Origin of the sequence: Neisseria bacilliformis (assembly GCF_014055025.1) — a bacterium.
Taxonomy (GTDB): domain Bacteria; phylum Pseudomonadota; class Gammaproteobacteria; order Burkholderiales; family Neisseriaceae; genus Neisseria; species Neisseria bacilliformis.
Map to the genome: position 1 here is coordinate 741,878 of NZ_CP059571.1, position 24,475 is coordinate 766,352.

A 24,475-nucleotide genomic window follows, 5' to 3' on the forward strand; every position below is an offset into this window, starting at 1 on the left:
GTCTTTCGGGTAACGCGCTTTCAGACGGCCTTTACACCGCCATCAGGTCTTCTTCTTTGGCGGCGAGGATTTTGTCGGCTTCGGCGGTGTATTTGTCGGTGAGCTTTTGCACGGCTTCTTCGCCGCGACGGGCTTCGTCTTCGGAAACTTCTTTGTCTTTCAATAGTTTTTTGATGTGGTCGTTGGCGTCTCGGCGCACGTTGCGGATGGAAACGCGGCCTTCTTCGGCTTCGGCGCGCACCACTTTGATGAGGTCTTTGCGGCGTTCTTCGGTGAGCATGGGCATGGGGACGCGGATGAGGTCGCCGACGGAGGCGGGGTTCAGCCCCAGATTGGAATCGCGGATGGCTTTTTCGATTTTGGCGGCCATGCCGCTTTCAAAGGGTTTGACGCCGATGGTGCGGGCATCCAGCAGGGTTACGCTGCCGACCTGGCTGACGGGCACCATGCTGCCCCAGTATTCCACTTCCACCTGGTCGAGCAGGCCGGTGTGGGCGCGGCCGGTGCGCACTTTGGCGAGGTTTTCTTTCAATACTTCCAGGGAACGCTGCATTTTGCTTTCGGCGGTTTTCTGAATGTCGTTGATCATTGGTGTCTCTGCATGATTCTTAAAAAAACGAAAGGCGGGATACTACCTTGCTTTCGGGTGGTGGGCAAGCTGCCATGCGGCGCGGGTAAAGGAAAGGCCGTCTGAAAACCCCGAAACGCCGGTTGTGGGTTTTCAGACGGCCTTTTATACCGTCGGGACGGGATTAGTGGGCATGTCCGTGGCCGTGATCCATCTGCATGCCGCCTTTCGCGCCTGCGTCGTTGGCGCGCACTTCAACCTGTACGGTTTGGTCTTTCGCGCCTTTGAATTTCAGGGTAACGGGGAATTTGTCACCCGGTTTGAGCGGTTTTTTCAAGCCCATCAGCATCACGTGGTAGCTGCCCGGTTTGAGGGAGACGATTTCGCCTTTGGCGACTTTCAGGCCGCCGGGGACGGGCTGCATTTTCATGCCCATGGCTTTCTGGCCGGTTTTCGGGTCGGTGATTTCGGCGTGGACGTGTTCGTGGATTTCCACGCTTTTGGCCACGGGGCTGGTGCCGCCGACGAGGACGATGTCTTTGGGGGTGTCGTTTTCCAAATCAAGGAACACGCCGCCGTTTTTCATGCCGCCGACGGTTTCGCGCGCCCAAGAGTTTTGGGCGACCACGCCTTCGGCAAAAGCGGCCTGACACATTGCGACCATCGCTGCTGCTGCGAACAATTTTTTCATACTGCTTTCCTTTTCAAAACACGGTTTAAAAAACGCCGACAACGGCCTTGCGTTTGCGGGAGGCTGTGCTGACGCGGAAACTATAATCTGTTATACGGTATCAGCGCAAGGGGAAAGTTTGACCGAACTCAAAAAAGGTCGAAGCCGTATTCGCGCCAGAGGGCGGTGAGCCACAAGAGGGCGAGCAGGGCGAGGGAGACGGTTTGCGCGGCCGAGCAGACGTCTTTGGCGCGTTTGGCCAGCGGGTGTTTTTCCAGCGAGGTGTGGTCGACGGCCGCTTCCACGCCGGTGTTGAACAGTTCGACGATGAGGCACAGGAAGGAGGCGGTGATCAGCACCATCTGCGCGGCCGTGCCGAAGCGCAAAAAGAAGGTGAGGGCGACAAGCGGGATATTGAGCCACAGAAGCTGGCGGAAGCCCTGTTCCTCGCAGGCGGCTTTGAAGCCGTCGCGCGAGTAGCCGCAGGCGTTGGCGATGCGGCGCAGGCCGGTTTTGCCTTTGATTTGCGCGGCGTAGCTGTCGGGTTTGGGGTCTTGCATACGTGTTCCCTATATAAGTAAGAAATCGGGAAGCGGCTTTGAGGCCGTCTGAAAAGCCGTTTTTGTGTTTTCAGAAACGTCATCCCCGCGCAGGCGGGGACGGCCTCAAAGCCTGTTCAAACCGCCGCTTCCAGCGCGTCGATAAAGCGGGCGGGCACGTCGTAACCCTTCTGCTGCGTGATTTCCTGAAAGCCGGTGGGGCTGGTTACGTTCACTTCGGTGAGGTGCTCGCCGATGATGTCCAAACCGGCCAGCAGGATGCCGCGCCGTTTCAGTTCGGGGGCGAGGGTTTGGGCGATTTCGCGGTCTCGTTCGGACAGTTCCTGCGCCACGCCGCGCCCGCCCGCCGCCAAGTTGCCGCGCGTTTCGCCCTGCTGCGGAATCCGCGCCAGAGCGTAGGGGACAACTTCGCCGCCGATGACCAGCACGCGTTTGTCGCCCTTCACGATGTCGGGCAGGTAACGCTGCGCCATGATGGTGCGGGTTTCCAGCCGCATCAGGGTTTCCAGAATGCTGCCGATGTTGGGGTCGTGCGCGGTGAGGCGGAAGATGCCCATGCCGCCCATGCCGTCGAGCGGTTTGACGATGATGTCGCCGTGTTCGGCCAGAAAGGCGCGCACGTCGGCGGCGCGGGTGGTAACGATGGTGGGCGGGGCGAACTGCGGGAAGTTGAGCACGGCCAGTTTTTCGTTGAAATCGCGCATGGACTGCCCGCTGTTGAACACGTTTGCGCCGTGGCTTGCGGCTAGGGTGAGGAGCTGGGTGGCGTAGAGATACTGCATGTCAAACGGCGGATCGGTGCGCATGATGACGGCGTCAAACGCGGTCAAGGCCGTCCGAACGGGGCTTGCGGCGCGGAACCAGGCGTGGTCGTTGTCGTCTTTTGCGCCGAGAAAATCGAAGGGCGCGGCCTGCGCGTACACCTGATTGCCCTTCACCAACAATTCGCCCGCGAGCGTGTGGAACAGCGCGTGGCCGCGCCGCACCGCCTCGCGCATCATCGAATAGGTGGTGTCTTTATAGGTTTTGAAACCGGCCATCGGGTCGGCGATAAAGAGGATGTCCATCGGCCTTGCTCCTGTGTGAAAAAACGGCGGCATGATAGCAAGAAACGCCTGCCGCCGTCAGCGCGGCTGCTATACTGCGGCCGTCTGAAAAAGGCCGTCCCGCCTGTGCGGGGATGACGTTTCCGAAAACAGGAAAACACATGGAAAACACAGCCTGCCCCTGCCAATCCGATCTGCCTTACGCCGCCTGCTGCCGCCCGCTGCATCAGGGTGCGCCCGCAGCCGACGCCCCCGCGCTGATGCGTTCGCGCTATGCCGCCTATGTTTTGCACCGGTTTGACTACATTGTGCACACCACCGTGCCCGCCCAGCAGCCGCTGCTCGATGCCGCCGCCATCGCCGCGTGGGGCAGGCAGACGCAGTGGCTGGGGCTGGAAATCCACGGTTTTCAAAACGTCGGCACGCGCCACGCGCAAGTGGAATTTTCCGCCTTCTACGCGGGTGCAGACGGCACGCGGCAGGCGCACCGTGAGCTTTCCGCTTTCGTGCGCAAGGGCGGCCGCTGGTATTTCATCGACCCCACCGTGCCGCTGCCCGCCGCGCAAAGCCCGTGCCTGTGCGGCTCGGGCAGAAAGTTCAAACAATGCTGCGGGCGGTTTTTCTGCGGGTAGGGCAGGGCGGCTTTGAGGCCGTCTGAAAGCGCAGCTTCGGCGCAGCCAAAATCGGATTTTGTTTTTTCAGACGGCCTCTGCCGCGCATGTAAGGTGTGTGGCGCAGCCACGCACGCGGTTTGGATTGTCGGGTGAAAAGCACGGATTTGTTGCAGCGGCAGGGAACGCGTGCGCGGTTTGCACCACACGCCCTGCTGCAAAAACCGAATGCACGTTACCGGCGCAAGCAACTGTTTTTTATTGTTTTCACTATATAAGGAATACCCGCGATGAGCATCAAAGACTGGCCGGAAGGCGAACGCCCGCGCGAGAAGCTCTCCGCCCTCGGCGCGGGCGCGTTGAGCGACGCGGAATTGCTGGCCGTGCTGCTGCGCACCGGCATCAAGGGCATGAGCGCGGTGGACCTGGCGCGCTATCTGTTAAACGAGTTCGGCAGCCTCGGCCGCCTGATGAGCGCGCCCGAGCGCGAGCTGGTGCGGCACAAAGGCATGGGGCAGGCCAGCTTCACCCAGTTTGCCGTGGTGCGCGAAATCGGCCGCCGCGTGCTGGCCGAAGAATTGCGCGAAGGCGAGCTGCTGTCCGATCCGCAGGCCGCCGCCGCCTTCCTGCGCCTGCAACTGGGACACGAGCGCGTGGAAGTGTCGCTCGCCCTGCTGCTCAACAGCCGCAACCGCCTCATCGACTGCGTGGAACTCGCGCGCGGCACGGTGGCGGAAAACGCGGTGTACGTGCGCGAAGTGGTCAAACTCGCCCTCGACCGGCACGCCGCCGCCCTCATCCTCGCCCATAACCACCCCGGTGGCTCGCCCGAACCCTCCGAGGCCGACATCGCCTTCACAGGCCGTCTGAAACAGGCTTTGGAACTGGTGGACGTGCGCCTGCTCGACCATTTCGTCATCACCGCGCAGCGGGCGGTGTCGTTCGCCGAACGCGGGCTGGTGTAGGGTTTTGCCCGTGTTGGGTTTTCAGACGGCCTCTGTTGTTGATGTAGGGTGTGTGGCGCAGCCACGCACGCGGTTTGGACTTTGGGGGAAACGCGCGGATTTGTTGGGCGGCGGGGAATGCGTGCGTCGCCTTGGGGCGACACACCCTACCTTAGGTTCGGCATGGGTTGATGGAATAGGCCGTCTGAACGGCAAAGAACGCGCACGCCGCCGCGCCGCACATCCTGCTTCACGCGCCGCATCTGCGTGGTCGGCGCGATGCCTGCGTTTGCATCGCGGCACGATAAAACCCGCCCCGCATTGTCAAACCCTGCGCTTTTATGTGAAAATGGCTCTTATTTTGAACCTTGCGCCGTCCCCACCGCTGCGGGGGCGGGGTTTTTTGTGCTGTTCCGGCTGCGTCGCCGCAGCGTTTCCATTGTGTTGAAACGCGGTTTTCAGACGGCCTACCGTGTTTTTTCCCTAATTTTCAGGAGTGTTTGTGATGAAATTGAGCCATACCGTTTTGACTTTGTGCTGCGCCGCCGCGCTGGCGGCCTGCGGCGGGCAGGAAAACGCGCAGAGCGCGTCGTCCGCTGCGGCGGTGCAGAGCGTGCCGGCCGGTTCGGTGGCGGTGCAGACCCTGCGCGGCGAGGCGGTGGTGCCGCAAAACCCCGAGCGCGTCGCCGTGTACGATTTGGGCGCGATCGACACGCTGACCAAGCTGGGCGTGAAAATCGGTGCGTCGGTGGATTCGCAGGGGCTGGCCTATCTGGACGCGCCGCTGAAAGACGCGGTGAAGGCGGGCACGCTGTTCGACCCGAACTATGAAGCCCTCAACGCCTACAAGCCGCAGCTCATCATTATCGGCGGGCGCATGGCCAAGGCGCACGACGAGCTGGCGAAAATCGCGCCCACCATCGAGATGACCATCGACTCGAACAGGATGCGCCAAAGCGCGGACGAGCGCATCGACGCCTACGGCAGGATTTTCAACAAACAGGCCGAGGCCGACGCGCTCAAAGCCGAAATCAACCAAGCCTTCGCGGCGGCCAAAGCCTCGGCCGAGGGCAAGGGCAGCGGGCTGGTGCTGCTGGTGAACGGCGGCAAACTCTCGGCCTTCGGTGCGCAGTCGCGGCTGGGCGGCTGGATACACGGCGACATCGGCATCAAACCGGTGGACGCGTCCATCAAAGAGGGTTCGCACGGCCAGCCGGTGTCGTTTGAATATGTGAAGGAGAAAAACCCCGACTGGCTGTTTGTGCTCGACCGCACCGCCGCCATCGGCGAGGAAGGGCAGGCGGCCAAAGACGTTTTGGACAACCCGCTGATCGCCGAAACAACGGCCTGGAAAAAAGGCCAGGTGGTGTACCTGCTGCCGGAAACCTATCTCGCCACCGGCGGCGCGCAGGAGCTGTTGAACTCGACCAAGCAGCTTAAAGACGCGTTTGACGCGGCCAAGTAGCTTTTGCCTGTTTTCAGACGGCCTCAAACCCTGTTGAGGCCGTCTGAAAAGCGTTTTCACGCCGGATTCGTCTGCGGGCTTCAGCCGGGAAACCGGCAGGCAGGCCGGACATTTATGCCCGCCCACCGTGCCCGTCCTCAAACAAAACATCAGGAACAAACATGAAAACTATCGGCATCATCGGCGGCATGAGCCCCGAAAGCACCGTTTTGTACTATCAGGCGATCAACCGCGAAACCAACCGCAGGCTCGGCGGCAACCGCAGTGCCGACATCGTGATGCACAGCGTGGATTTTGAAGAAATCGTCCGTTTGCAGAAAAGCGGCGACTGGGCGGCGGCAGGATGCGTGCTGGCCTCAAGCGCGGCCAAACTCGAAACCGCAGGCGCGGATCTGCTGCTCTTGGCCACCAACACCATGCACAAAGTCGCCCCCGCCATCGAAGCCGCCGTCAAAATCCCGCTGCTGCACATCGTCGATGCCACCGCCGCCGCCATCAAAAAACAAGGACTGTCCGCCGTCGGCCTGCTCGGCACGCGCTTTACCATGAGCGACGGCTTCTACACCGAACGCATGGCCGCGCAGGGCGTGCAGACCATCGTCCCCGACGATGAGGAACAGGACGAAATCCACCGCATTATTTTTGAAGAATTGTGCCTGAACCAAATCAAACCCGAATCGGCGGCATATTTTCAACACGTGATAGTCCGTCTGAAAGACGCAGGCGCACAAGGCGTCATCCTCGGCTGCACCGAAATCTGCCTGATTGTGAACGAAAAAAACAGCCCGCTGCCCGTGTTCGACAGCACCGCCATCCACGCGCTCGCGGCGGTGGACGCGGCACTGGCGTAAGGCCGTCCGAAACCGAAAGGCAGCCTGAAAAACAGAAAACGCCGTCTGAAACCAGTAGGTCGGATACTTGTATCCGACATTTTCCCGCAAGGAAAAACACCCGCGCCCGAGCCTGATTGTCGGATTCGAGAATCCGACCTACGGCCTGCGCGGGAATGACTGCGGTGCGGGCAGGCCGGGCATTGATGCCCGACGGACAAATACCGGCAAATTAAAAAACATCGGGCATAAATGCCCGACCTACTGACTTGAATTACATGACGAACACCCTCAAAAAACTGTTTTTATTCCTGATCCTGCCGTTGCTCGCATTTTGGCTGGGCATGCTGGCGCAGGCATGGATTTATGAAGACCGGTGCATGGATTTGGGCGGCGGCAGAAACCATCCCGACGTCGGCGTGTCTTTACCCGTCTGCGTGTTGGACATGGAAACCTACCGGCAGAGGTACGGGCGGTAGGGTCTGTTGACAATCAACGCTTGCGGCGGCTTTTGCGCCGTAAAACGGCAGAGGCCGTCTGAAAAAAACACATCCCTATCCGATTCCGTTGCGAACCTGTTTTTCAAACTCGATTATGGACAAAAAAACCTTTTTCCTTTACGCGGCCAGCCTGCTCGGCCTGCTGCTGCTGTTCGGCCTCAGCCTGTCGATCGGGGTGGCCGAATTCAGTTGGGCGCAGGTGTTTGCGCCTTCCGACAGCCTGCGCCTGATGGTGGTGAGCCGCCTGCCGCGCACCTTCGCCGTGGTGTTGAGCGGCGCGTCGCTGGCGGTGGCGGGGATGATTATGCAGATTCTGATGCGCAACCGTTTTGTCGAGCCTTCGATGGTGGGCGCGATGCAGAGCGCGGCTCTGGCCTTGGTGCTGCTGACGCTGGCCTATCCGGCGGCGGGCGTGATGCTGAAAATGTCGTCCGCCGCCGTGGCCGCGATGGCGGGCATGCTGCTGTTTATGGCCTTGATTTCGCGCCTGCCGCCCACGGCGCAGCTGATGGTGCCGCTGGTGGGCATTATTTTCGGCGGCGTGATCGAATCGCTCACGGTGTTTGTCGCCTATCAGCACGAGATGATGCAGATGCTGGACGTGTGGCAGGCGGGCGATTTTTCCGGGATTTTGCAGGGGCGGTACGAATTGTTGTGGCTGGGCGGCATCGTGGCCGCCTGCGCCTACCTGATTGCCGACCAGCTCACCATCGCGGGCATGGGCGAAACGGTGAGCGTCAACCTCGGCATCAACCGCCGCGCGATTTTGTGGGCGGGGCTTTTGATTGTGTCGCTGATTACCTCGCTGGTTGTCGTAACCGTGGGCGGCATCCCTTTTATCGGGCTGGTGGTGCCCAACATCGTCAGCCGCCTGATGGGCGACCGCCTGCGCGCGGGGCTGCCCGCCGTCGCCCTCTTGGGCGCGGGCATGGTGCTGTTTTGCGACATCGTCAGCCGCACCGTGCGCTACCCGTTTGAAATCCCCGTGTCCACCGTGTTTGGCGTGCTCGGCACGGTGCTGTTTCTCTATCTGTTGATGAGGAAGCCCTCCCATGCCGTCTGAAAACATCTTCGCGCGCAACAAGCCGCTGTGGATCGCCCTTGCCCTTCTGCTGGCCTGCTGCGCCCTGTTCCTCACCCTCAACGTGCAGGGCGGCTGGGATTTCGTGTTGCGCCGGCGCGCTATCACCCTGGCCGGCCTGCTCTTGGCCGCCTACGCCGTGGGCGTGTCCACCCTGCTGTTCCAAACCCTCACCAACAACCCCATCCTCACCCCCGCCATCCTCGGCTTCGACTCGCTCTACGTCTTTTTGCAGACCCTGCTCGTCGTCCTGCTCGGCGGCGCGGGCTACGGCATGATGCCGCCCACCGGCAAATTCGCCCTCGAACTGACGGCGATGATGGGCGGCTCGCTGCTGCTGTTCAACACCCTGCTGCGCCAAGGCGGGCGCGATCTGGCGCGCATGATCCTCATCGGCGTGATTTTCGGCGTGTTCTTCCGCAGCCTCTCCGCCCTGCTCAAACGCCTGATCGATCCCGAAGAATTCGCCGCCGCCCAAAGCAACAGCTTCGCCAACTTCAACACCATCCACACCGACCTGCTCGCCGCCGGCGCAGTCGTCATGGCCGTCAGCGTCATATTTATCTGGCGCGAACGCCACCGCCTCGACGTGTACCTGCTCGGCCGCGATCAGGCCGTCAACCTCGGCATCCGCTACACCCGCAACACCCTGTGGCTCCTGCTGTGGATTGCCGCCCTCACCGCCACCGCCACCGCCGTGGTCGGCCCCGTGAGCTTCTTCGGCCTGCTCGTCGCCGCCCTGGCCGACCGATTCAGCCCCACCGTGCGCCACAGCCAACGCCTGCCCATGGTCTTTCTCACCGCCGCCGTTTTGCTCGTCGGCGGCCAGACCCTGTTCGAGCACATCCTCGGCATGAAGGCCGTATTGAGCGTCGTCATCGAATTCGCCGGCGGCCTCGTCTTCCTCTGGCTGGTGCTGAAAAAGAAAAAATAGCTTTTCAGACGGCCCCAACAACGCAACAGGCCGTCTGAAAGCGCAGCTTCGGCGCAGCCAAAACCGTTTTAAACCGCTTTTCAGACGGCCTCCACCCGATTACCCTCCAAGCGAACCCCACCCATGATACAAATCCGCAACGTCAGCCACCGCATCGGCACGCAAACCATCCTCGACGACATCAGCCTCGATCTGCCCGAAGGCGGCATCACCGCCCTCATCGGCCCCAACGGCGCGGGCAAATCCACCCTCCTGTCCTTCGCCGCCCGCCTGCAACCGCTCAAACACGGCAGCATCAGCGTCGGCGGATACGACGTAACCGCCACCCCCACCGCCGAGCTGGCCAAAATCCTCTCCATCCTCACCCAAGACAACAACATCGTCAGCCGCATCAGCGTGCGCGATTTGCTCATGTTCGGCCGCTACCCCTACCACCAGGGCAGGCCGTCTGAAAACGACCGCGCCATCGTCGAAAACGCGCTCGACACCTTCGAGCTGCGCCCCTACGCCGAACGCTACCTCACCGAACTCTCCGGCGGCCAACGCCAGCGGGGCATGATCGCCATGGTGTTCTGCCAGCAGACCGGCTACGTCCTCCTCGACGAACCGCTCAACAACCTCGACATGTACCACGCCCGCGCCCTCATGCGCCTGCTGCGCCGCCTCACCGACCAGCACCGCCGCACCACCGTCGTCGTCCTGCACGACATCAACCAGGCCGCCGCCTACGCCGACCACATTGTCGCCATGAAAAACGGCCGCGTCTTCCTCACCGGCACACCCGAACAAGTCTTCACCCCCGACAACATCCAGGCCCTGTTCGACATGGACACCGACGTGCTCGACTACCAAGGCAAAAAACTCATCGTCCACCACATCTGAACGCGGCGGAATAGATAGAAAGAGGCCGTCTGAAAAGCGGGTTTTGCTTTTCAGACGGCCTCTTGCGTAGGGCGTGTGGCGCAAGCAGCGCACGCGGTTTGGGTTTTGGGAAGGGTGCAGATTGGTTGAACGGCAGGGAACACATGCGTCGTCTTGGGCGACACACCCTACGTTTGGTTTGGCATGGGGCAGTAGGTCGGGCATTTATGCCCGACAAACCGGCGGATTTGAAAAACGTCGGGCATAAATGCCCGACCTACTCCGCTAACTAACGGCGGAGGCCGTCTGAAAAGCGGGGTAGTTTGGTCGAGACCCAACACCCGCGCAAGCTGCCAATGTTGGGTTTGCAACTCAACCTAACCGCTGAAAGAGCGGATTTTGGTTTTTCAGACGGCCTCTGCCGCCAAAGTAGGGTGTGTGGCGCAAGCCACGCACGCGGTTTGGGTTTTGGGGAAGCTGTGCGGATTGGTTATGAGGCCGTCTGAAAACCTGCAAAACGGGTTTTCAGACGGCCTCAATGCGTTCCCAAGCGATATTTTAGAACGGAATGTCGTCGTCGATGTCTTCTACCGGCGCGGCGGGGGCGGGGCTTTGGCGGTGGGCGGCGGGGGCGGCGGGCGGTTCGGGCGCATACTGCGGCTGCGGCGCGGCCTGCTGGTACGGCTGCTGCGGGGCGGATTGCGGGTAGGGCTGCGCGGGTGCGCCCTGCTGGTAGCCGCCTTCCTGATAGGGCGCGCCGCCGCCGCTTTGGCGGCTGTCGAGCATTTTCATTTCGTTGGCGACGATTTCGTAGGCGGTGCGCTCGATGCCGTCGCGGTCTTGGTATTTGCGGCTTTGGATGCGGCCTTCGATGTAGATTTTGCTGCCTTTGCGCAGGTATTGCCCGGCCACTTCGGCCTGGCGGCGGTACAGGGTTACGCGGTGCCATTCGGTGCGCTCCTGCCGCTGGCCGCTCTGGCGGTCGGTCCAGCTTTCGCTGGTGGCCAGCGAGAGGTTGCAGACGGGTTCGCCGTTGGGCATGTAGCGCACTTCGGGGTCGGCACCGAGGTTGCCGACGAGGATGACTTTGTTGACGGTCATGGTTTTACTCTCCTGAAACAATGGTTTTTGCTGCGGCTTCGTCGAAGCCTTTCTGCAACGCTTTGATATAGACGGTTTGGCCGTCGCCGCTGAAACTGATTTGTTCGATGCCGGCCACGCCGCCGAGGGCGTAGCGCAGGGCTTCGGGCCGGCCGAGCCAGGTTTTGCCGGTGCGCAGGGCGACGTTTTTCACGGGGCGGGGCGCGGGGCTGGCGGCGGCAAAGGCCAGCCACACGAGGGTGAGGGCGGCGACGAAGGCGAGCACGGCGTGCATGCCGTGGTGCTGGTAAAGCCAGCCGCCGAGCCAGAAGCCGCTCATCAGGCCGACCGATTGCAGGGTGTTGTACACGCCCATCGCGGTGCCTTTCAAATCGGCGGGGGCGATTTTCGACACCATCGAGGGCTGGCTGGCTTCGAGGATATTGAAGCCGATGAAGTAGACAATCAGGCAGGCGGTGATGAGCCAGAGCGAGTCGAGCGAGAACATCAGCAGCAGGGCGGCGGCGGCGGTGAGGGCGATGCCGATGACGAACACTTGTTTCAGACGGCCTCTGGTTTCGCCGACGATGATGGCGGGGATCATCAGGATGAGGCCGAGCAGGGTGGCGGGGAAATAGACTTTCCAGTGGCCGGTTTTGTCCAGCCCGAGGTTTTCCATCACGAAGGGCAGGCTGGCGAAGATGGCCATCATGCCGCAGTGCAGGGCGAAGATGCCGAAGTTGAGGCTCATCAGGCGGCGGTTTTTGAACACTTCGGCCAGCCGCCCGGGTTGCGCCTGCATGTCTTCGTGCAGCTTGGAAACCTGCGGCTCGGGCGTGAACAGGGCGACGACGAGGATGCTGGCCAGCGTCAGAGTGCCGGTGAGCACAAACAGCCCTTTCACGCCGATAAAGCCGGTGAGCATGGGCGAGAGCACGAGACTGGCGGAGAAGGTGAGGCCGATGCTCAGGCCGATCATCGCCATCGCCCGCGTGCGCACTTCTTCGCGGGTGAGGTCGGCCAGCAGGGCGGTTACCGCCGCGCTCACCGCGCCCGCGCCCTGCAAGGCGCGCCCCAGCGTGAGCATCGCCCAGGAATCGGCGGCGGCGGCGGTGAAGCTGCCGGCGGCAAACAGAATCAGGCCGAAATAAATGGTTTTCTTGCGGCCGAAGCGGTCGGAGGCCATGCCCAGCGGAAGCTGCATCAGCGCCTGCGTCAGCCCGTACATTCCCGCCGCGAAGCCCGCCAGCGCGGCGTTGTTTTGCGCGCCCGGCAGCGAGGCGGCGTAAATCGACAGCACGGGCAGCACGAGGAACATCCCCAGCATCCGCAGGGCGTACACGCCCGAGAGCGAGGTGCTGGCGCGCCATTCTTCGGGGGACATCTGGGTTTGTTCTGCTCTTGCCATGCTGCTGCCTTCGGGTATTTTCGCGTGTGTGCCAAACGGTAAGGCGGCGGATTATACAGCATGAATCCCGCCGTCGAACGGGCGGCGGGCAAAGTCTGCTAAAATCCGTGCTTTGCCTTTTCAGACGGCCTGCCGTCGCGGAGAGGCCGTCTGAAAACCGCAAACAAGGCATCCGAGCATGAGCAAAAAACGCGTCCTCACCGGCGTAACCACCACCGGCATCCCCCATCTGGGCAACTACGTCGGCGCCATCCGCCCCGCCATCCGCGCCGCGCAAAACCCCGACACCGAGTCTTTCCTGTTCCTCGCCGACTACCACGGCATCATCAAATGCCACGAGCCCGAGCGCATCCACGAATCCACGCAGGCCGTGGCCGCCACCTGGCTTGCCTGCGGTCTCGACCCCGAGCGCACCACCTTCTACCGCCAGAGCGACATCCCCGAAGTGATGGAACTCAACTGGATTCTGACCTGCATCACCGCCAAAGGCCTGATGAACCGCGCCCACGCCTACAAAGCCGCCGTGCAGGCCAATGCCGAAAACAATCAGGAAGACCCCGACCACGGCGTGGAAATGGGTTTGTACAGCTACCCGATTCTGATGACCGCCGACATTCTGATGTTTAACGCGCAGGAAGTGCCCGTCGGCCGCGACCAAATCCAACACGTCGAAATGGCGCGCGACATCGCCGGCCGTTTCAACCACCGCTTCGGCGAACTCTTCACCCTGCCCGAAGTGAAAATCGACGAACAAGTCGAGCTTCTCGTCGGCCTTGACGGGCGCAAAATGAGCAAAAGCTACGGCAACACCATTCCATTGTTCGATACCGAGAAAAAGCTGCAAAAATCGGTCAACAAAATCATCACCAACCTCAAAGAACCCGGCGAGCCCAAACAGCCCGACGAAAGCCCGCTGTTTGAAATCTACAAAGCCTTCGCCACACCGGACGAAACCGACGAGTTCACCCGAATGCTGGCCGACGGCCTCGCCTGGGGAGAAGCCAAAAAACTCTTGGCCGCCAAAATCAACGCCGAGCTGGCCGACAAACGCGAACGCTACCACGAACTTACCGCCGCCCCCGCGCAAATCGAAGACATCTTGCAGGCCGGCGCGGCCAAAGCCCGCCGCGAAGCCCGCATGCTGCTGGACAAAGTGCGCGACGCCGTCGGCATCCGCGCCCTGAAATAGGCACACGTTCCGCAAGACTGATTGCCAACACGCACTAGGCCGTCTGAAAACCGCGTTTCGGCGCAGCCAAAACCGCGTTTTCAGACGGCCTGAATGCCACAGAACAAAAAGGAAAGACCACATGCCCGCCATTCCGCCCGTGCGCCGCCTCGCCCTCATCGGCGTCGGCCTCATCGGCGGCTCCTTCGCCCTCGACCTCAAACGCCTCGGCCTCGTCCGGCACGTCGCCGGTATCGACACCGACCCCGCCAACCTCCAACGCGCCCTTTCAGACGGCCTCATCGACAGCGCGCACACGCAGATTGACGCGCAAAGCCTCTCCGGCGCGGATTTCGTCCTCATCGCCACCCCCGTCGCCGCCCTGCCGTCCGTCTGCCGCGCCCTCGCCCCGCAGCTCGCGCCCGAAACCGTCGTCTGCGACACCGGCAGCACCAAACAGTCCGCCCTCGCCGCCTTCGCCGCACACCTGCCGCAGCACCTGCCGCACTGCGTCGCCGCCCACCCCGTCGCCGGTTCCGAACGCCACGGCGCGGCGGCGGCACGGCACGGCCTGTTTGCCGGCAAAAAGCTCATCATCTGCCCGCACCAAACGCAAAACCCGCAGGCCGAAACACGCGCCGCCGAACTCTGGCAGGCCGCCGGCGCGAAAGTCTGCCGCATGGACGCCGCCGCCCACGACACCGTGTTCGCCGCCGTCTCCCACCTGCCGCACCTGCTCGCCTTCGCCTATGTCGCCCAAATCCTCGCCCGCGCCGACGCCGCCGCCTGCCTCGAAAACGCCGCCAGCGGCTTCCGCGACTTCACCCGCCTCGCATCCAGCTCCCCCGAACTCTGGCGCGACGTCTGCCTCGACAACCGCGAAAGCCTGATCGCCCTCGTGCGCGGCCAGTGCGAACAACTCGAAGCCATCGAACAAATGCTGCACGACAACGACCCCGCCGCCCTCCACCGCTGCTTCGCCCAAGCCAAACACGCCCGCGACCAATGGCTGCACGGGCAGGAAAAGGCCGTCTGAAAAACGGGTTTTCAGACGGCCTCTGATATTGATGCGGGTGTGCCACCCCGAGGCAGCGCACGCGGTTTGAAACCTTTGCAAAATCCGGAACCACGAAACACGCCGTCATTCCCGCGCAGGCGGGAATCTTGCCGGAATTTAAGCAATATTTTGTTTTTAAAGAATTGTTTAATCCCAACCAGGATTCCCGCCTGCGCGGGAATGACGGCATTTTTTGATTTGCGGCGGTATTTGCAGGGAAGCCTGCAAACGGTGGGTCGAGACCCACCCTACAATGTTCAGACGGCCTCTGTCGCCAAGGTAGGGTGTGTGGCGCAGCCACGCACGCGGTTTCGGCTTTGGGGAAAGCACGGATTTGTTGAAACGGCAGGGAACGCGTGCGTCGCCTTGGGGCGACACACCCTACCTTATGAAACGGCATTTTGCACGGCAGGCAATGCGGCCGCTCGGGTAGGATGTGAGGCGCAGCCACGCACGCGTTCTATGCCGTATAACGGAATAAGGCCGTCTGAAAACCCGTAACACAGGGTTTCAGACGGCCTCTGTTTTGTTTGGCGCGGCGTTTTACGCCTCTGCCGCCTGTTCCAGCCTGGCGGCGAATTTCGACAAGTCCACGCCTGCGTTTTGCGCGGCGGCGAGGGCGTCGGCCACGGTGGTGCCGCTGCGCACGGCATGCATCGCCCACAAGAGCGCGCTGCGGGTGCCGGTGCGGCAAAAGGCGAGCACGGGCTTGTCGGAGGCGGTGAACAGCAGGTGGAACATTTCCGCGTCGCGCGCGTTGATTTCGGCGGCGGTGAGCGGCTGGTGGGCGGCTTCGGTGATGCCGACGGCGGCGAGCCAGTCCTGCACCAGGGCGTAGTCGGGCTGGCCTGCTTCTTCGCCGTCGTGGCGGTTGCAGATAACGCTTCGGATGCCCAGCCGCGCGGCTTCGGCGGCGTCGGCTTCGGTGAGCTGCGGGGAGATGTAGAGGTTTTCTGCCAGTTTGAGGATGGCCATGTTTTTTTCCTTTCAAAACGGGTTGGGGCGGTTTCAAACGGCAGGCCGTCTGAAAGCGTGGCGGCACTATATCAGAGTGTGCGCCGCGCCGCCCGCCGTTTGCTTTACAGGCCGTCTGAAAAGGTGTTTTTGCACTTTTCAGACGGCCTTTCCGATCTTACGCCGTGGCGAACCATACGTAGGGTGTGGCGCAGCCACGCATGCGGTTCGGATTGTTAGGAAACCGCAGATTGGTTGAAGCGGCAGAAACCTTTTTGCGTTTCAATAAAATATCCGCGCTTTTCTGTAACGCCATTTCAAACCGCTCGCCGTTTCGGGTATTATCCGCCCTTCTTAAAACAACTTAACCTTTCTCAACTATGCAAGCATCACTATCAAACATCGTCGACGCGATTAACACCGCGTTGTGGAGTTATCTGCTGATTTACGCGCTCATCGGCATCGGGCTGTTTTTCACCGTTTACTTGGGCGCGCCGCAAATCACCAAATTTAGCGCGGCGTTCAAATCGGTGTTCGGCGGCTTGTTTGCCAAGAAAGAAAAAGACGCGCAGTCGCTGTCGCAGTTCCAAGCATTGGCGGTGGCGATTTCGGCGCAAATCGGCACGGGCAACGTGGCGGGCGTGGCAACGGCGATTGTGTCGGGCGGGCCGGGCGCGATTTTTTGGATGTGGGTGTCCGCCTTTTTGGGCATGGGCACGATTTTTGCCGAAGCGCTGTTGGCGCAAAAATACCGCGTGATTAGCCACGGCAAATACATCGGCGGCCCCGCGTTTTACATCACGCACGGTTTGACCAAAAAAATCGGGCGCGGCAAGGCGCGGTTTTTGTCAGGCTTTTTTTCCATCGCGCTGATTATCGCGCTGGGCTTTATCGGCAACGCCACGCAGGCGAACTCCATCGCGGGGGCGGTTCATATCGCGTTCGGGCTGCCTGAAATCGCCGTAGGCTTGGTGCTGGCGGCGGCGACGGGCGCGATTTTTATCGGCGGCATCAACCGCATTGCCAATTTTGCCCAGTTTGTTGTGCCGTTTATGGCAGTGATTTACATTTTGTGCGCGGTTTGGATTTTGTTCCAATATGCTGACCACGCGGTGGCGATGGTGAGCCATATTTTTCAGGCTGCCTTCAACCCGCAAGCGGTGCTGGGCGGCGCGGCAGGCATCGGCATGAAAGAAGCCGTGCGCTATGGCGTGGCGCGGGGCTTGTTTTCCAACGAAGCGGGCATGGGCTCCACGCCGCACGCGCACGCCACCGCCAATGTGGCGCATCCCGCGCTGCAAGGTATGGCGGCGTTTGTGGGCGTGTTTATTGACACCATTTTGGTGTGTACGGCAACGGCGTTAATCATTTTACTCACCGATGCCAACACGCTGGGCTTAAACGGCGCGGCGGTTACGCAACAGGCGTTTAGCATGGCGTTTGGCGGCTGGGGGGCTGGGCTGTTGGCGGTGTGCCTCACCTTTTTTGCCTTCACCACGATTATCGGCTGGTATTATTTTGGCGAATCCAATGTGCGCTTTTTGTTTAAGGGCAAGTTTTTAAACGGTTATCGCGCGCTGGTGCTGCTGGCGATTGTGCTGGGCACGCTGGGCAAGGTGGATTTGGTGTGGGCGTTGTCGGATATGTTTAACGGCTTTATGGTGATTCCCAACTTGATTGCGCTGTTTTTGCTGCGCGGCGAGATTAAGGCGGTGTACGACGATTATTTGGCGAAAGTGCGCGCGGGCAAGGCGGTGGATTATGATTATGAGGTGCATGAGTACCACGATAAGTAGCGCAGGGGCAGCCTGAAAAAGCAAAAGCATAGGCAGCCTGAAATCTTTGAAAAACCTAAAACGAAACAAGAAATGGTCAATTCTCTGTTATTCCCGCCTACGCGGGAATCTTGGTGAAATTTTTTCAATTGGTTGTTTTTACATGAGTTTCTTAATATCAAACAAGATTCCCACCTACGCGGGAATGACGGCATTTCTTAATTTCAGGCTGCTGTTAGGGTTTTGCAAAGGTTTCAGCCTGAAAAGGGCGGGCGCAAGAAAAACCGTGCGGGTTGGATGGCACGGTTTTTTGTTTGGGGGCGATATGGGGTGGGGCGGGATGGCGTTTCAGGCTGCCTTTGGAATGTGTCGGTGTGCTTGTCGATGTCTTTGTCCAATGCGGCGATTAAATCGTCAAGGTGGGCAATCAGGTCTGCGACACTCTGCCTTTGGCTTTCGTGGATTTGGTTGAGACGGTTTTTCTCGGCAGCACGGATGTCCACCGGTCGGCTGCGGCGTTTGACGAGGGCTTCGAGTTTCTCTTCGGCTTCGTTGGGCGGGGTGTAGAGCATGTTGGCAACCAGCCCTTTGATTTCCAATGCCTGCGCGTAATCGGCGAGCATTTTGGCATCTAGGTGGTCGGTTTTGGCTGGGAAAAAGCCGTTGGCATAGCTTTTGGTGCGACTGGGGTTGGCAATCACGACGCGAAAACCGGCACGATGCAGGGTTTTGGCTAACGGGATTTCCAAACCGCCAGTGCTTTCCATGACGATGAGGCTGACGTTGTGTTTGTGCAGGTATTCGACGGTATGGGCAAAGCCTTTGGGGTTGTTGGTTTCGGTTTTGGTTTTATCCTTGCCGTGGATGCCGATGACGAAATTGCGTTTGGCGATGTCGATGCCGGCGTAGTTTTGGGTACTCATCAATGAACCTTATAAATTCTGGTTGTGCACCAAGATGCCTCGATGAGTGACACAATAAGTATGGTAATCCTCAACCTCGATATTATAAACCGTGGTGCGGTAGCGGCGGTAATGCCGTTGTCCGTCCTCATCCACATACAGCAGGTTCTCGTCGTTCGGCACATCTGCCCAATCCAATGTCGGGCGATGACGCGATTCTTCATCCAGCACCATCTCATAGGTGTTGCCTAAATCCGACTCTTTCCAGCCGTAAGCCAGATTGATCGGCTGTGCCCATGCCTGGTCGGTATCGCGGTAGGCATACAGCGGGCGGTAATCCTCCACCACATAATACTTGCGACAACCCAACACCACGTCGCCGCGCTCAAGCTGGTCGGCGCGCTTCCACACCGGCTGTTCGTACAGCCGCATTTCATAGGGGGAGACCTTTGCAAAATCCCCCCCAAATCCCCTAAATTCCCACCAAGACATTTAGGGGATTTCTCATGGGCACCTTCTTTCAGCAAACCGCACAAGCCATGATTGCCAAACACATCGATCGCTTCCCACTATTAAAGCTGGATCAAGTGATTGATTGGCAACCGATCGAACAGTACCTGAATCGTCAAAGAACCCGTTACCTCCGAGACCACCGCGGCCGTCCCGCCTATCCCCTGCTGTCCATGTTCAAAGCCGTCCTGCTCGGACAATGGCACAGCCTCTCCGATCCCGAACTCGAACACAGCCTCATCACCCGCATCGACTTCAACCTGTTTTGCCGTTTTGACGAACTGAGCATCCCCGATTACAGCACCTTATGCCGCTACCGCAACTGGCTGGCGCAAGACGACACCCTGTCCGAACTGCTGGAACTGATCAACCGCCAACTGGCCGAGAAAAACCTAAAAGTAGAGAAGGCATCCGCCGCCGTCATTGACGCCACCATTATTCAGACCGCCGGCAGCAAACAGCGTCAGGCCATAGAAGTCGATGAAGAAGGACAAGTCAGCGGCCAAACCACACCGAGTAAAGATAAAGATGCCCGTTGGACAAAGAAAAACGGCCTCTACAAACTCGGTTACAAACAACATACCCGCACCGATGAGGAAGGCTATATCGAGAAACTGCACATTACCCCCGCCAATACCCATGAGTGCAACCATCTGTCGCCTTTGCTGGAAGGGATAGCCGAAGGCACGACCGTCTATGCCGATAAAGGCTACGACAGTGCGGAAAACCGGCAACATCTGGAAGAGCATCGGTTGCTGGACGGCATTATGCGCAAAGCCCACCGCAACCGTCCGCTGACGGAAGCGCAAACCAAACGTAACCGATATTTGTCGAAGACCCGTTATGTGGTCGAACAAAGCTTTGGTACGCTGCACCGTAAATTCCGCTACGCCCGGGCAGCCTATTTTGGGCTGATTAAAGTGAGTGCGCAAAGCCATCTGAAGGCGATGTGTTTAAACCTGTTGAAAGCGGCTAATAGGCTAAGTGTGCCTGTTGCTGCCTAAAAGGCGGCTCGGATGCCTGATTATCAGGTATCCGGGGAGGATTAAGGGGGTATTGGGGTAGAATCAGTGGATATTTGAAACAAAAACAGCCAAAAATCTTTATTTAGGTTTCGGCTGTCGGGGAAAAAGGAATTTTGCAAAGGTCTCAGGGGGTTTTTTCAAAGGCCGACAGGGCGTCGTATTTCTCCCAGCCGTCCGGCCCATTGAACATATCGCTGCTGTCGTAATCGCAGCCCTTCCAATAAGCATCGAGCTTGCCAAATTCCGGATGTTCGACAATCAGGTTGGTCACCACGCCGTACACGCAGAACGGGTGGTTGGGGGTGGCAACCAATCCCCCTCCCCCCTGTTCCGTTCAGGGAATTGGGAAAATCTTAACATCACCACTTTCTTGTCCTCATAACGGAAGGTGTTCACCACCCGTTTGGGCACGGCCTCACCGATGCCGTTTTCCGGCCGCGACATCACCCAATCGCCCACCTTCAGTTCGTCTATCGGCGTCCAGCCTTCTTCCGTTTCCACCAAGGTGCCCTTCATAAAGCAGCCCATGCCGGAGGACAGGGCGTTTTCTTTGGCCTGTTTGTAGATAAATTTGTGCATTGCATCTCCCGAGAGATTGTTTTTCAAGGCATCCGCCTTGAAGTCGTTAAAGGATTTCGCCGATACTACGGCATGTAAGCTAGACCGCTACCCCATGCAGGCTACGCTTGCTGCTTTTTGTTGGAGTGGGCAAGACGAGCTGCGCTCACCTGATAACGTCATATTAATCCATTTAGTGACATTCGTAATTCTTCACTACCTAATGTACCACCCTTGTATTCGGTTGTTGTTGGCAACTGTTCGGTTGTGTTGATGGGTGGCCTGCCGCCCGTTTTGCTACGACTCAGGCGTGAAATCCCTAGGGTGTGTTCCGAGGCGGCCGGCCTGTTTGGTTGCTATGGTACGCCGATTGGGACATACAAGGGTGTGTGGCGCAGCCACGCACGCGGATGATGGATTTCAGACGGCCTCTGTTGCCGCAACACAAACCGCGTGCGTCGCCTTGGGGCGACACACCCTACATAGGCGTGATGCCCTCTGTGCCGAGGGCGGCGGCGAGGACGGCGGCGGTGCCGTGGCGGCCTATGGGGTAGGCGGGGTCGAGGTCGGCGAGGGGGCGCACGACGAAGGCGCGCAGGTGGGCGCGGGGGTGGGGCAGGGTGAGGGCGGGGTCGGCGGATTCGGTCTGGGCGTAGTCGATGAGGTCGAGGTCGAGGGTGCGCGGGGCGTTGGGGAAGGGGCGTTCGCGGCCGAATTTTTGCTCGGTCTGCTGCATCAGGTCGAGGAGTTCGCGGGCGGTGAGGGTGGTTTCGACGATAGCGGCGGCGTTGGTGAAGTCGGGCTGGTCTGCGTAGCCGATGGGGGCGGTGCGGTAGAGGGGGGAGAGGCGCAGGGAGCAGATTTGCGGGTGGGCGCGCAGGCTTTCGGCGGCGGCGGCGATGGTGTCGGCGGACGCGCCGAGGTTGCTGCCGAGGGCGATGGCGGCGGTGGCGGGGCGGGTGTCGGGCATGGGGGCTTTCGGTGGTGTTTGCGGGGTTGCGGGAGGGGATGGGTTTAAAAACCGCGTGCGCGGCAGAGGCCGTCTGAAAACGCGGTTTCCGATGCGGGGAAGGACGAGTTGCAGGTCGGATGCTTGTATCCGGCGTTTCCCCGTTACGCGGGATGTCGGATACAAGTATCCGACCTGCGGCCTGCGGGCGGAAAACCATGTAGGGCGGGTTTTGACCCGCCATAACGGTGCGGGCGGAAACGGTGGGTCAAGACCCACTCTATGCGGCAGAGGCCGTCTGAAAAGCGCGGTTTCGTTGTTGGGGTAGGGTGTGTGGCGCAGCCTCGCACGCGGTTTGGGGTTGCGGGGAACGTGCGGATTCGTGGCATAGCACAGGCCGCGTGCATCGCTTGGGCGACACACCCTACCTTGGCGACGGAGGCCGTCTGAAAAAAACGGTTTTCCGTGATGCGGCGGGGAACGCGTGCGTCGCCTTGGGGCGACACACCCTACGTCAGTGGCAGAGGCCGTCCCCGCCTACGCGGGGATGACGTTTCTGCAAATCAGCGTTTCCACTCGCGGTAGGCTTCGAGTTCGCGCAGGATTTCGGGTTTGACGATGCCTTTGAGTTTGTCGGCGGGCAGGAGGAAGGAGGGGGTGTCCACGTAGCTGCCGAAGGTGTAGTGGTTGTAGGTGTAGGAAAGGGCGTTTTTGTAGAAGGTCCAGTTTTCCAGATGTTCGTCGGTGAGGTAGTGGCTGCTGTTTTTGTCGTCGTAGTCCGCTTCGATTTCCTGGCGGGTTTTGCCGACGCCTTCTTCGAGGTAGTAGTTGGTCATGCCCTCGCGGTGCAGGGCGGCGAAGGCGGCTTTTTTGCCGGGCAGCAGGATGTCGGCGAGTTTGAGGGGCACGGGTTTGCCGCTGCGGGGGATGACGTAGTCGCTGCCGTCGCCCGCGCCGTGCGCGCCGCCGGAGAATTCGTAGTCGGTGGTGGAGAGGACGTAGTAGTGGGGGGTGTAGCCTTCGAGGTCTGCTTCGACGATGTATTGGTGGCGCGGGTAGCCTTCGTCGTCGCGGTTTTCGTTGACGCGTTTTTTCAGTTCGCGCAGGGCGGCGGCTTTGGTGAGGGTTTTGAGGCCGTCGGCGGCGGACATCGGGCGCAGCAGTTTTTCGATAAAGGCGTTTTGCGCGGCATCGGGGAAAACGGGGCGGGAGACGACGAATTCGCTGCACTCGGGGTCGGGCGAGGGTTTGGGGCAGTATTTGGCGGTGAAGGACTGGATTCTGACCTGCGGGGGGGCGGCCAGGGCGGGCAGGGCGAGGGCGGCGAGGAGGAGGGCGGGGAGGTGTTTGTTCATGGTTTCGCTCTTTGGTTTGCAGTTGGGAGACGGGATTTTACGCTTTTTTGCTGCGCTGAAACGGTGTTTTCAGAAACGTCATCCCCGCGTTTATGCTCTGAAAGAGTACCGGCGGGGACGGCCTGTTTATGTTTCCGCCGCACCCCAAAGACCGCGTGCGTCGCCTTGGGGCGACACACCCTACATAAGGGTAGAGGCCGTCTGAAAACTTATTTTTCGGCCACGGCGAAGGCGGTTATGGTGCCGCTGTCGTCGCTGATGCTGATGTGGACGCGGGCGATGCCCAACTCGTCGAGGAAGGCTTGCAGGGGCGGGGCGAAGAGGGTTTCGGGTTTGCCCTTGGCGTTGTGGCTGATGCCGATGTTGCGGAAGGAAACCGCGCCGCGTATGCCGGTGCCGATGGCTTTGGCGGCGGCTTCTTTGGCGGCGAAGCGTTTGGCCAGCAGGGCGGCGGGGCGGGCGGCGGCTTCGAATTCGGGCAGTTCGGCCGGGTGCAGCACGCGTTCGGCGAAGGCGCGGCCGTGTTTTTTGTAGAGGGCGGCGATGCGTTTTTCCAGCACGATGTCGGTGCCGATGCCGTGGATCATGGCGTTTCTCCTGTGTTTGGCGGTTGGTCTGAGGCCGTCTGAAAGTTCGGCTTTCAGACGGCCTCGGATTCTAATCGGATTCCGCCATGCGGGCGAATTCGTCCGCGCCGAGCGGTTTGCGGCCGAGCAGGGCGGCGAAGGGGGCGGGGTCGGCGCAGGAGCCTTGTTGCAGCAGGGTGATGCTGGCGGGGCTGAGGAAGCCGTTGCTCAGGATGTTGGCAAGGGGCAGGGCGGGGCGCAGCAGGGCGAGTGGGACGGGCAGGATTTTGGCGGGGGCTTTGCCATGCAGGGTTTGCCGCAGGATGGCGAGATAGCCGGCGAGGGTGGTTTTCAGACGGCCTGTCATGTTGACCGGCGCGCCGTTTTCGGGCGGGTTTGCCAGCAGGCGGCAGAGGCCGTCGGCCACATCGGCGGCGTGCACCGGCTGCAAGTCGAACGCGCCGCCCTCGGGCAGGGGCAGAACGGGCAGGCGGGCGAGTTTGATAAAGAGTTCGCAGCTTGCGCCGCCGCGCCCGAACACGACGGAGGGGCGGGCGACGGCGGCGGGCAGTTCGGCGGCCACGGCTTCATCGCCGCGCCCTTTGCTGGATACGAAGGCGACGGCGGCGGCGGGGTCTGCGCCCAGCGCGGAGAGCTGCACCCAGCGGCGCACGCCCGCTTCTTTGGCGCAACGGGCGAGCAGGGCGGGGGTATGGTGGTGGACGGTTTCGAGAATGTCGGCGTGGCGGCTCATGACGCCGACGCAGTTCATCACGGCGTCGCAGCCTTCGAGCAGGGGCATGGCGGCATCGCGGCTCGGGCGCAGGAAGTCGAGTTCGGCGTGCGCGGGGGTGCGGACGCTGTGTCCGGCTTCGCTCAGGCGGCGGGCGGCGCGGCGGCCGATAAAGCCGCTGCCGCCGAGGAGGAGGATGTTCATGGCGGGGGGTTTTTCTTTGGGGTTGGACGGGGTGGGTTGCGGTTTCAGACGGCCTCTGTTGGGTGGCAGGAACACGTGCGTCGCCTTGGGGCGACACACCCTACGTCAGCGGCGGAGGCCGTCTGAAAAGTTGTAGGCCGGATTCTCGAATGCGACGTTTC

The 24,475-nt window shown here is 60.7% G+C and carries 24 protein-coding genes and 2 pseudogenes; 12 read left to right on the forward strand and 14 right to left on the reverse strand.

The window, feature by feature from the left end:
- Nucleotides 1–31 precede the first annotated feature (31 nt).
- The 4 genes from frr to gshB all read right to left on the reverse strand — a co-directional run bounded on the left by frr (nucleotide 32) and on the right by gshB (nucleotide 2,865).
- The gene (gene frr / locus H3L91_RS03840) at nucleotides 32–589 is read right to left on the reverse strand and encodes a ribosome recycling factor (RefSeq protein WP_007342203.1); all 558 of its coding nucleotides are present in this window, start codon (nucleotides 587–589) and stop codon (nucleotides 32–34) included.
- A 163-nt stretch (nucleotides 590–752) separates the two neighbouring features.
- The gene (locus H3L91_RS03845; RefSeq protein WP_040658738.1) at nucleotides 753–1,259 is read right to left on the reverse strand and encodes a copper chaperone PCu(A)C; all 507 of its coding nucleotides are present in this window, start codon (nucleotides 1,257–1,259) and stop codon (nucleotides 753–755) included.
- Between the two features lie 128 nt (nucleotides 1,260–1,387).
- Complete coding sequence (locus H3L91_RS03850) at nucleotides 1,388–1,798, reverse strand: diacylglycerol kinase (protein ID WP_007342205.1); 411 nt, start codon at nucleotides 1,796–1,798, stop codon at nucleotides 1,388–1,390.
- 116 nt (nucleotides 1,799–1,914) lie between these two features.
- Complete coding sequence (gene gshB, locus H3L91_RS03855) at nucleotides 1,915–2,865, reverse strand: glutathione synthase (RefSeq protein ID WP_007342206.1); 951 nt, start codon at nucleotides 2,863–2,865, stop codon at nucleotides 1,915–1,917.
- Nucleotides 2,866–3,005: 140 nt separating this feature from the next.
- Here gshB and H3L91_RS03860 point away from each other — a divergent pair, with 140 nt between their 5' ends.
- The 8 genes from H3L91_RS03860 (at nucleotide 3,006) to H3L91_RS03895 (ending at nucleotide 10,091) form a co-directional block, all read left to right on the forward strand.
- Nucleotides 3,006–3,476 carry a YchJ family protein gene (locus H3L91_RS03860; RefSeq protein WP_007342207.1) on the forward strand — a complete coding sequence of 157 codons (471 nt, stop codon included), beginning with the start codon at nucleotides 3,006–3,008 and terminating at the stop codon, nucleotides 3,474–3,476.
- Nucleotides 3,477–3,745: 269 nt separating this feature from the next.
- Nucleotides 3,746–4,420: a RadC family protein gene (gene radC, locus H3L91_RS03865; RefSeq protein ID WP_007342209.1), complete on the forward strand. Its 675-nt coding sequence runs from the start codon at nucleotides 3,746–3,748 to the stop codon at nucleotides 4,418–4,420.
- 484 nt (nucleotides 4,421–4,904) lie between these two features.
- A complete protein-coding gene (locus tag H3L91_RS03870) occupies nucleotides 4,905–5,864 on the forward strand; it encodes a siderophore ABC transporter substrate-binding protein (RefSeq protein ID WP_007342211.1) in 960 nt (319 codons plus the stop codon).
- A 161-nt stretch (nucleotides 5,865–6,025) separates the two neighbouring features.
- On the forward strand, nucleotides 6,026–6,715 hold the full coding sequence (locus H3L91_RS03875) for an aspartate/glutamate racemase family protein (protein WP_007342212.1): 690 nt from the start codon (nucleotides 6,026–6,028) through the stop codon (nucleotides 6,713–6,715).
- Nucleotides 6,716–6,972: 257 nt separating this feature from the next.
- Nucleotides 6,973–7,173, forward strand: a complete 201-nt coding sequence (locus H3L91_RS03880) for a hypothetical protein (protein ID WP_007342214.1) — start codon at nucleotides 6,973–6,975, stop codon at nucleotides 7,171–7,173.
- Between the two features lie 115 nt (nucleotides 7,174–7,288).
- Complete coding sequence (locus H3L91_RS03885) at nucleotides 7,289–8,257, forward strand: ABC transporter permease (protein WP_007342215.1); 969 nt, start codon at nucleotides 7,289–7,291, stop codon at nucleotides 8,255–8,257.
- The gene (locus H3L91_RS03890) at nucleotides 8,247–9,209 is read left to right on the forward strand and encodes an iron chelate uptake ABC transporter family permease subunit (RefSeq protein ID WP_007342216.1); all 963 of its coding nucleotides are present in this window, start codon (nucleotides 8,247–8,249) and stop codon (nucleotides 9,207–9,209) included. The genes H3L91_RS03885 and H3L91_RS03890 overlap by 11 nt, the downstream gene beginning before the upstream one ends.
- 123 nt (nucleotides 9,210–9,332) lie before the next feature.
- Nucleotides 9,333–10,091, forward strand: a complete 759-nt coding sequence (locus H3L91_RS03895; RefSeq protein ID WP_007342217.1) for an iron ABC transporter ATP-binding protein — start codon at nucleotides 9,333–9,335, stop codon at nucleotides 10,089–10,091.
- Between the two features lie 537 nt (nucleotides 10,092–10,628).
- Here H3L91_RS03895 and H3L91_RS03900 read toward each other — a convergent pair.
- Entirely contained in the window at nucleotides 10,629–11,171 is a 543-nt protein-coding gene (locus tag H3L91_RS03900; protein ID WP_040658740.1) for a single-stranded DNA-binding protein, read from the reverse strand.
- A gap of 4 nt (nucleotides 11,172–11,175) precedes the next feature.
- Entirely contained in the window at nucleotides 11,176–12,558 is a 1,383-nt protein-coding gene (locus H3L91_RS03905; RefSeq protein ID WP_007342220.1) for an MFS transporter, read from the reverse strand.
- Between the two features lie 178 nt (nucleotides 12,559–12,736).
- Here H3L91_RS03905 and trpS point away from each other — a divergent pair, with 178 nt between their 5' ends.
- Complete coding sequence (gene trpS / locus H3L91_RS03910) at nucleotides 12,737–13,747, forward strand: tryptophan--tRNA ligase (protein ID WP_007342222.1); 1,011 nt, start codon at nucleotides 12,737–12,739, stop codon at nucleotides 13,745–13,747.
- 121 nt (nucleotides 13,748–13,868) lie between these two features.
- Nucleotides 13,869–14,762, forward strand: a complete 894-nt coding sequence (locus H3L91_RS03915) for a prephenate dehydrogenase (RefSeq protein WP_007342223.1) — start codon at nucleotides 13,869–13,871, stop codon at nucleotides 14,760–14,762.
- A 564-nt stretch (nucleotides 14,763–15,326) separates the two neighbouring features.
- Here the strand turns inward: H3L91_RS03915 and H3L91_RS03920 are convergent.
- Nucleotides 15,327–15,758 carry a TIGR01244 family sulfur transferase gene (locus H3L91_RS03920; protein ID WP_007342225.1) on the reverse strand — a complete coding sequence of 144 codons (432 nt, stop codon included), beginning with the start codon at nucleotides 15,756–15,758 and terminating at the stop codon, nucleotides 15,327–15,329.
- 359 nt (nucleotides 15,759–16,117) lie between these two features.
- On the opposite strand from H3L91_RS03920, the gene H3L91_RS03925 reads away from it, so the two are divergent.
- Nucleotides 16,118–17,533, forward strand: coding sequence for an alanine/glycine:cation symporter family protein (locus H3L91_RS03925; protein ID WP_007342227.1), 1,416 nt, complete (start codon nucleotides 16,118–16,120; stop codon nucleotides 17,531–17,533).
- 344 nt (nucleotides 17,534–17,877) lie between these two features.
- Here H3L91_RS03925 and H3L91_RS03930 read toward each other — a convergent pair.
- A pseudogene (locus tag H3L91_RS03930) lies at nucleotides 17,878–18,435 on the reverse strand (IS110 family transposase); the annotation flags it as partial.
- 9 nt (nucleotides 18,436–18,444) lie between these two features.
- Nucleotides 18,445–18,906: a hypothetical protein gene (locus tag H3L91_RS03935; protein WP_244958483.1), complete on the reverse strand. Its 462-nt coding sequence runs from the start codon at nucleotides 18,904–18,906 to the stop codon at nucleotides 18,445–18,447.
- Between the two features lie 14 nt (nucleotides 18,907–18,920).
- Here H3L91_RS03935 and H3L91_RS03940 point away from each other — a divergent pair, with 14 nt between their 5' ends.
- Nucleotides 18,921–19,928 (forward strand): IS5 family transposase, encoded by a 1,008-nt coding sequence (locus tag H3L91_RS03940; protein WP_182109823.1) that lies wholly within the window; start codon nucleotides 18,921–18,923, stop codon nucleotides 19,926–19,928.
- Between the two features lie 148 nt (nucleotides 19,929–20,076).
- Here the strand turns inward: H3L91_RS03940 and H3L91_RS03945 are convergent.
- The 5 genes and pseudogenes from H3L91_RS03945 to H3L91_RS03965 form a co-directional block, all read right to left on the reverse strand.
- Nucleotides 20,077–20,528 (reverse strand): annotated as a pseudogene (locus tag H3L91_RS03945) (Hint domain-containing protein); the annotation flags it as partial.
- Nucleotides 20,529–20,985: 457 nt separating this feature from the next.
- A complete protein-coding gene (gene folK, locus H3L91_RS03950; RefSeq protein WP_007342232.1) occupies nucleotides 20,986–21,477 on the reverse strand; it encodes a 2-amino-4-hydroxy-6-hydroxymethyldihydropteridine diphosphokinase in 492 nt (163 codons plus the stop codon).
- A 542-nt stretch (nucleotides 21,478–22,019) separates the two neighbouring features.
- Nucleotides 22,020–22,811, reverse strand: a complete 792-nt coding sequence (locus H3L91_RS03955) for a polysaccharide deacetylase family protein (protein WP_007342234.1) — start codon at nucleotides 22,809–22,811, stop codon at nucleotides 22,020–22,022.
- A gap of 209 nt (nucleotides 22,812–23,020) precedes the next feature.
- The gene (gene acpS, locus H3L91_RS03960) at nucleotides 23,021–23,398 is read right to left on the reverse strand and encodes a holo-ACP synthase (protein WP_007342235.1); all 378 of its coding nucleotides are present in this window, start codon (nucleotides 23,396–23,398) and stop codon (nucleotides 23,021–23,023) included.
- Nucleotides 23,399–23,468: 70 nt separating this feature from the next.
- Nucleotides 23,469–24,314, reverse strand: coding sequence for an NAD-dependent epimerase/dehydratase family protein (locus H3L91_RS03965; RefSeq protein ID WP_040659412.1), 846 nt, complete (start codon nucleotides 24,312–24,314; stop codon nucleotides 23,469–23,471).
- Nucleotides 24,315–24,475 lie beyond the last annotated feature (161 nt).

Bases quoted from the DNA above. Each gene is read 5' to 3' on its own strand.
- gshB (WP_007342206.1), bottom strand. From the start codon at position 2,865: ATGGACATCCTCTTTATCGCCGACCCGATGGCCGGTTTCAAAACCTAT.
- H3L91_RS03920 (WP_007342225.1), bottom strand. From the start codon at position 15,758: ATGGCCATCCTCAAACTGGCAGAAAACCTCTACATCTCCCCGCAGCTC.
- H3L91_RS03955 (WP_007342234.1), bottom strand. From the start codon at position 22,811: ATGAACAAACACCTCCCCGCCCTCCTCCTCGCCGCCCTCGCCCTGCCC.
- acpS (WP_007342235.1), bottom strand. From the start codon at position 23,398: ATGATCCACGGCATCGGCACCGACATCGTGCTGGAAAAACGCATCGCC.
- H3L91_RS03885 (WP_007342215.1), top strand. From the start codon at position 7,289: ATGGACAAAAAAACCTTTTTCCTTTACGCGGCCAGCCTGCTCGGCCTG.
- H3L91_RS03905 (WP_007342220.1), bottom strand. From the start codon at position 12,558: ATGGCAAGAGCAGAACAAACCCAGATGTCCCCCGAAGAATGGCGCGCC.
- H3L91_RS03915 (WP_007342223.1), top strand. From the start codon at position 13,869: ATGCCCGCCATTCCGCCCGTGCGCCGCCTCGCCCTCATCGGCGTCGGC.
- H3L91_RS03965 (WP_040659412.1), bottom strand. From the start codon at position 24,314: ATGAACATCCTCCTCCTCGGCGGCAGCGGCTTTATCGGCCGCCGCGCC.
- H3L91_RS03845 (WP_040658738.1), bottom strand. From the start codon at position 1,259: ATGAAAAAATTGTTCGCAGCAGCAGCGATGGTCGCAATGTGTCAGGCC.
- H3L91_RS03895 (WP_007342217.1), top strand. From the start codon at position 9,333: ATGATACAAATCCGCAACGTCAGCCACCGCATCGGCACGCAAACCATC.
- H3L91_RS03890 (WP_007342216.1), top strand. From the start codon at position 8,247: ATGCCGTCTGAAAACATCTTCGCGCGCAACAAGCCGCTGTGGATCGCC.
- H3L91_RS03875 (WP_007342212.1), top strand. From the start codon at position 6,026: ATGAAAACTATCGGCATCATCGGCGGCATGAGCCCCGAAAGCACCGTT.
- H3L91_RS03850 (WP_007342205.1), bottom strand. From the start codon at position 1,798: ATGCAAGACCCCAAACCCGACAGCTACGCCGCGCAAATCAAAGGCAAA.
- H3L91_RS03935 (WP_244958483.1), bottom strand. From the start codon at position 18,906: ATGTCTTGGTGGGAATTTAGGGGATTTGGGGGGGATTTTGCAAAGGTC.
- H3L91_RS03900 (WP_040658740.1), bottom strand. From the start codon at position 11,171: ATGACCGTCAACAAAGTCATCCTCGTCGGCAACCTCGGTGCCGACCCC.
- H3L91_RS03940 (WP_182109823.1), top strand. From the start codon at position 18,921: ATGGGCACCTTCTTTCAGCAAACCGCACAAGCCATGATTGCCAAACAC.
- trpS (WP_007342222.1), top strand. From the start codon at position 12,737: ATGAGCAAAAAACGCGTCCTCACCGGCGTAACCACCACCGGCATCCCC.
- H3L91_RS03870 (WP_007342211.1), top strand. From the start codon at position 4,905: ATGAAATTGAGCCATACCGTTTTGACTTTGTGCTGCGCCGCCGCGCTG.
- frr (WP_007342203.1), bottom strand. From the start codon at position 589: ATGATCAACGACATTCAGAAAACCGCCGAAAGCAAAATGCAGCGTTCC.
- H3L91_RS03925 (WP_007342227.1), top strand. From the start codon at position 16,118: ATGCAAGCATCACTATCAAACATCGTCGACGCGATTAACACCGCGTTG.
- radC (WP_007342209.1), top strand. From the start codon at position 3,746: ATGAGCATCAAAGACTGGCCGGAAGGCGAACGCCCGCGCGAGAAGCTC.
- H3L91_RS03860 (WP_007342207.1), top strand. From the start codon at position 3,006: ATGGAAAACACAGCCTGCCCCTGCCAATCCGATCTGCCTTACGCCGCC.
- H3L91_RS03880 (WP_007342214.1), top strand. From the start codon at position 6,973: ATGACGAACACCCTCAAAAAACTGTTTTTATTCCTGATCCTGCCGTTG.
- folK (WP_007342232.1), bottom strand. From the start codon at position 21,477: ATGCCCGACACCCGCCCCGCCACCGCCGCCATCGCCCTCGGCAGCAAC.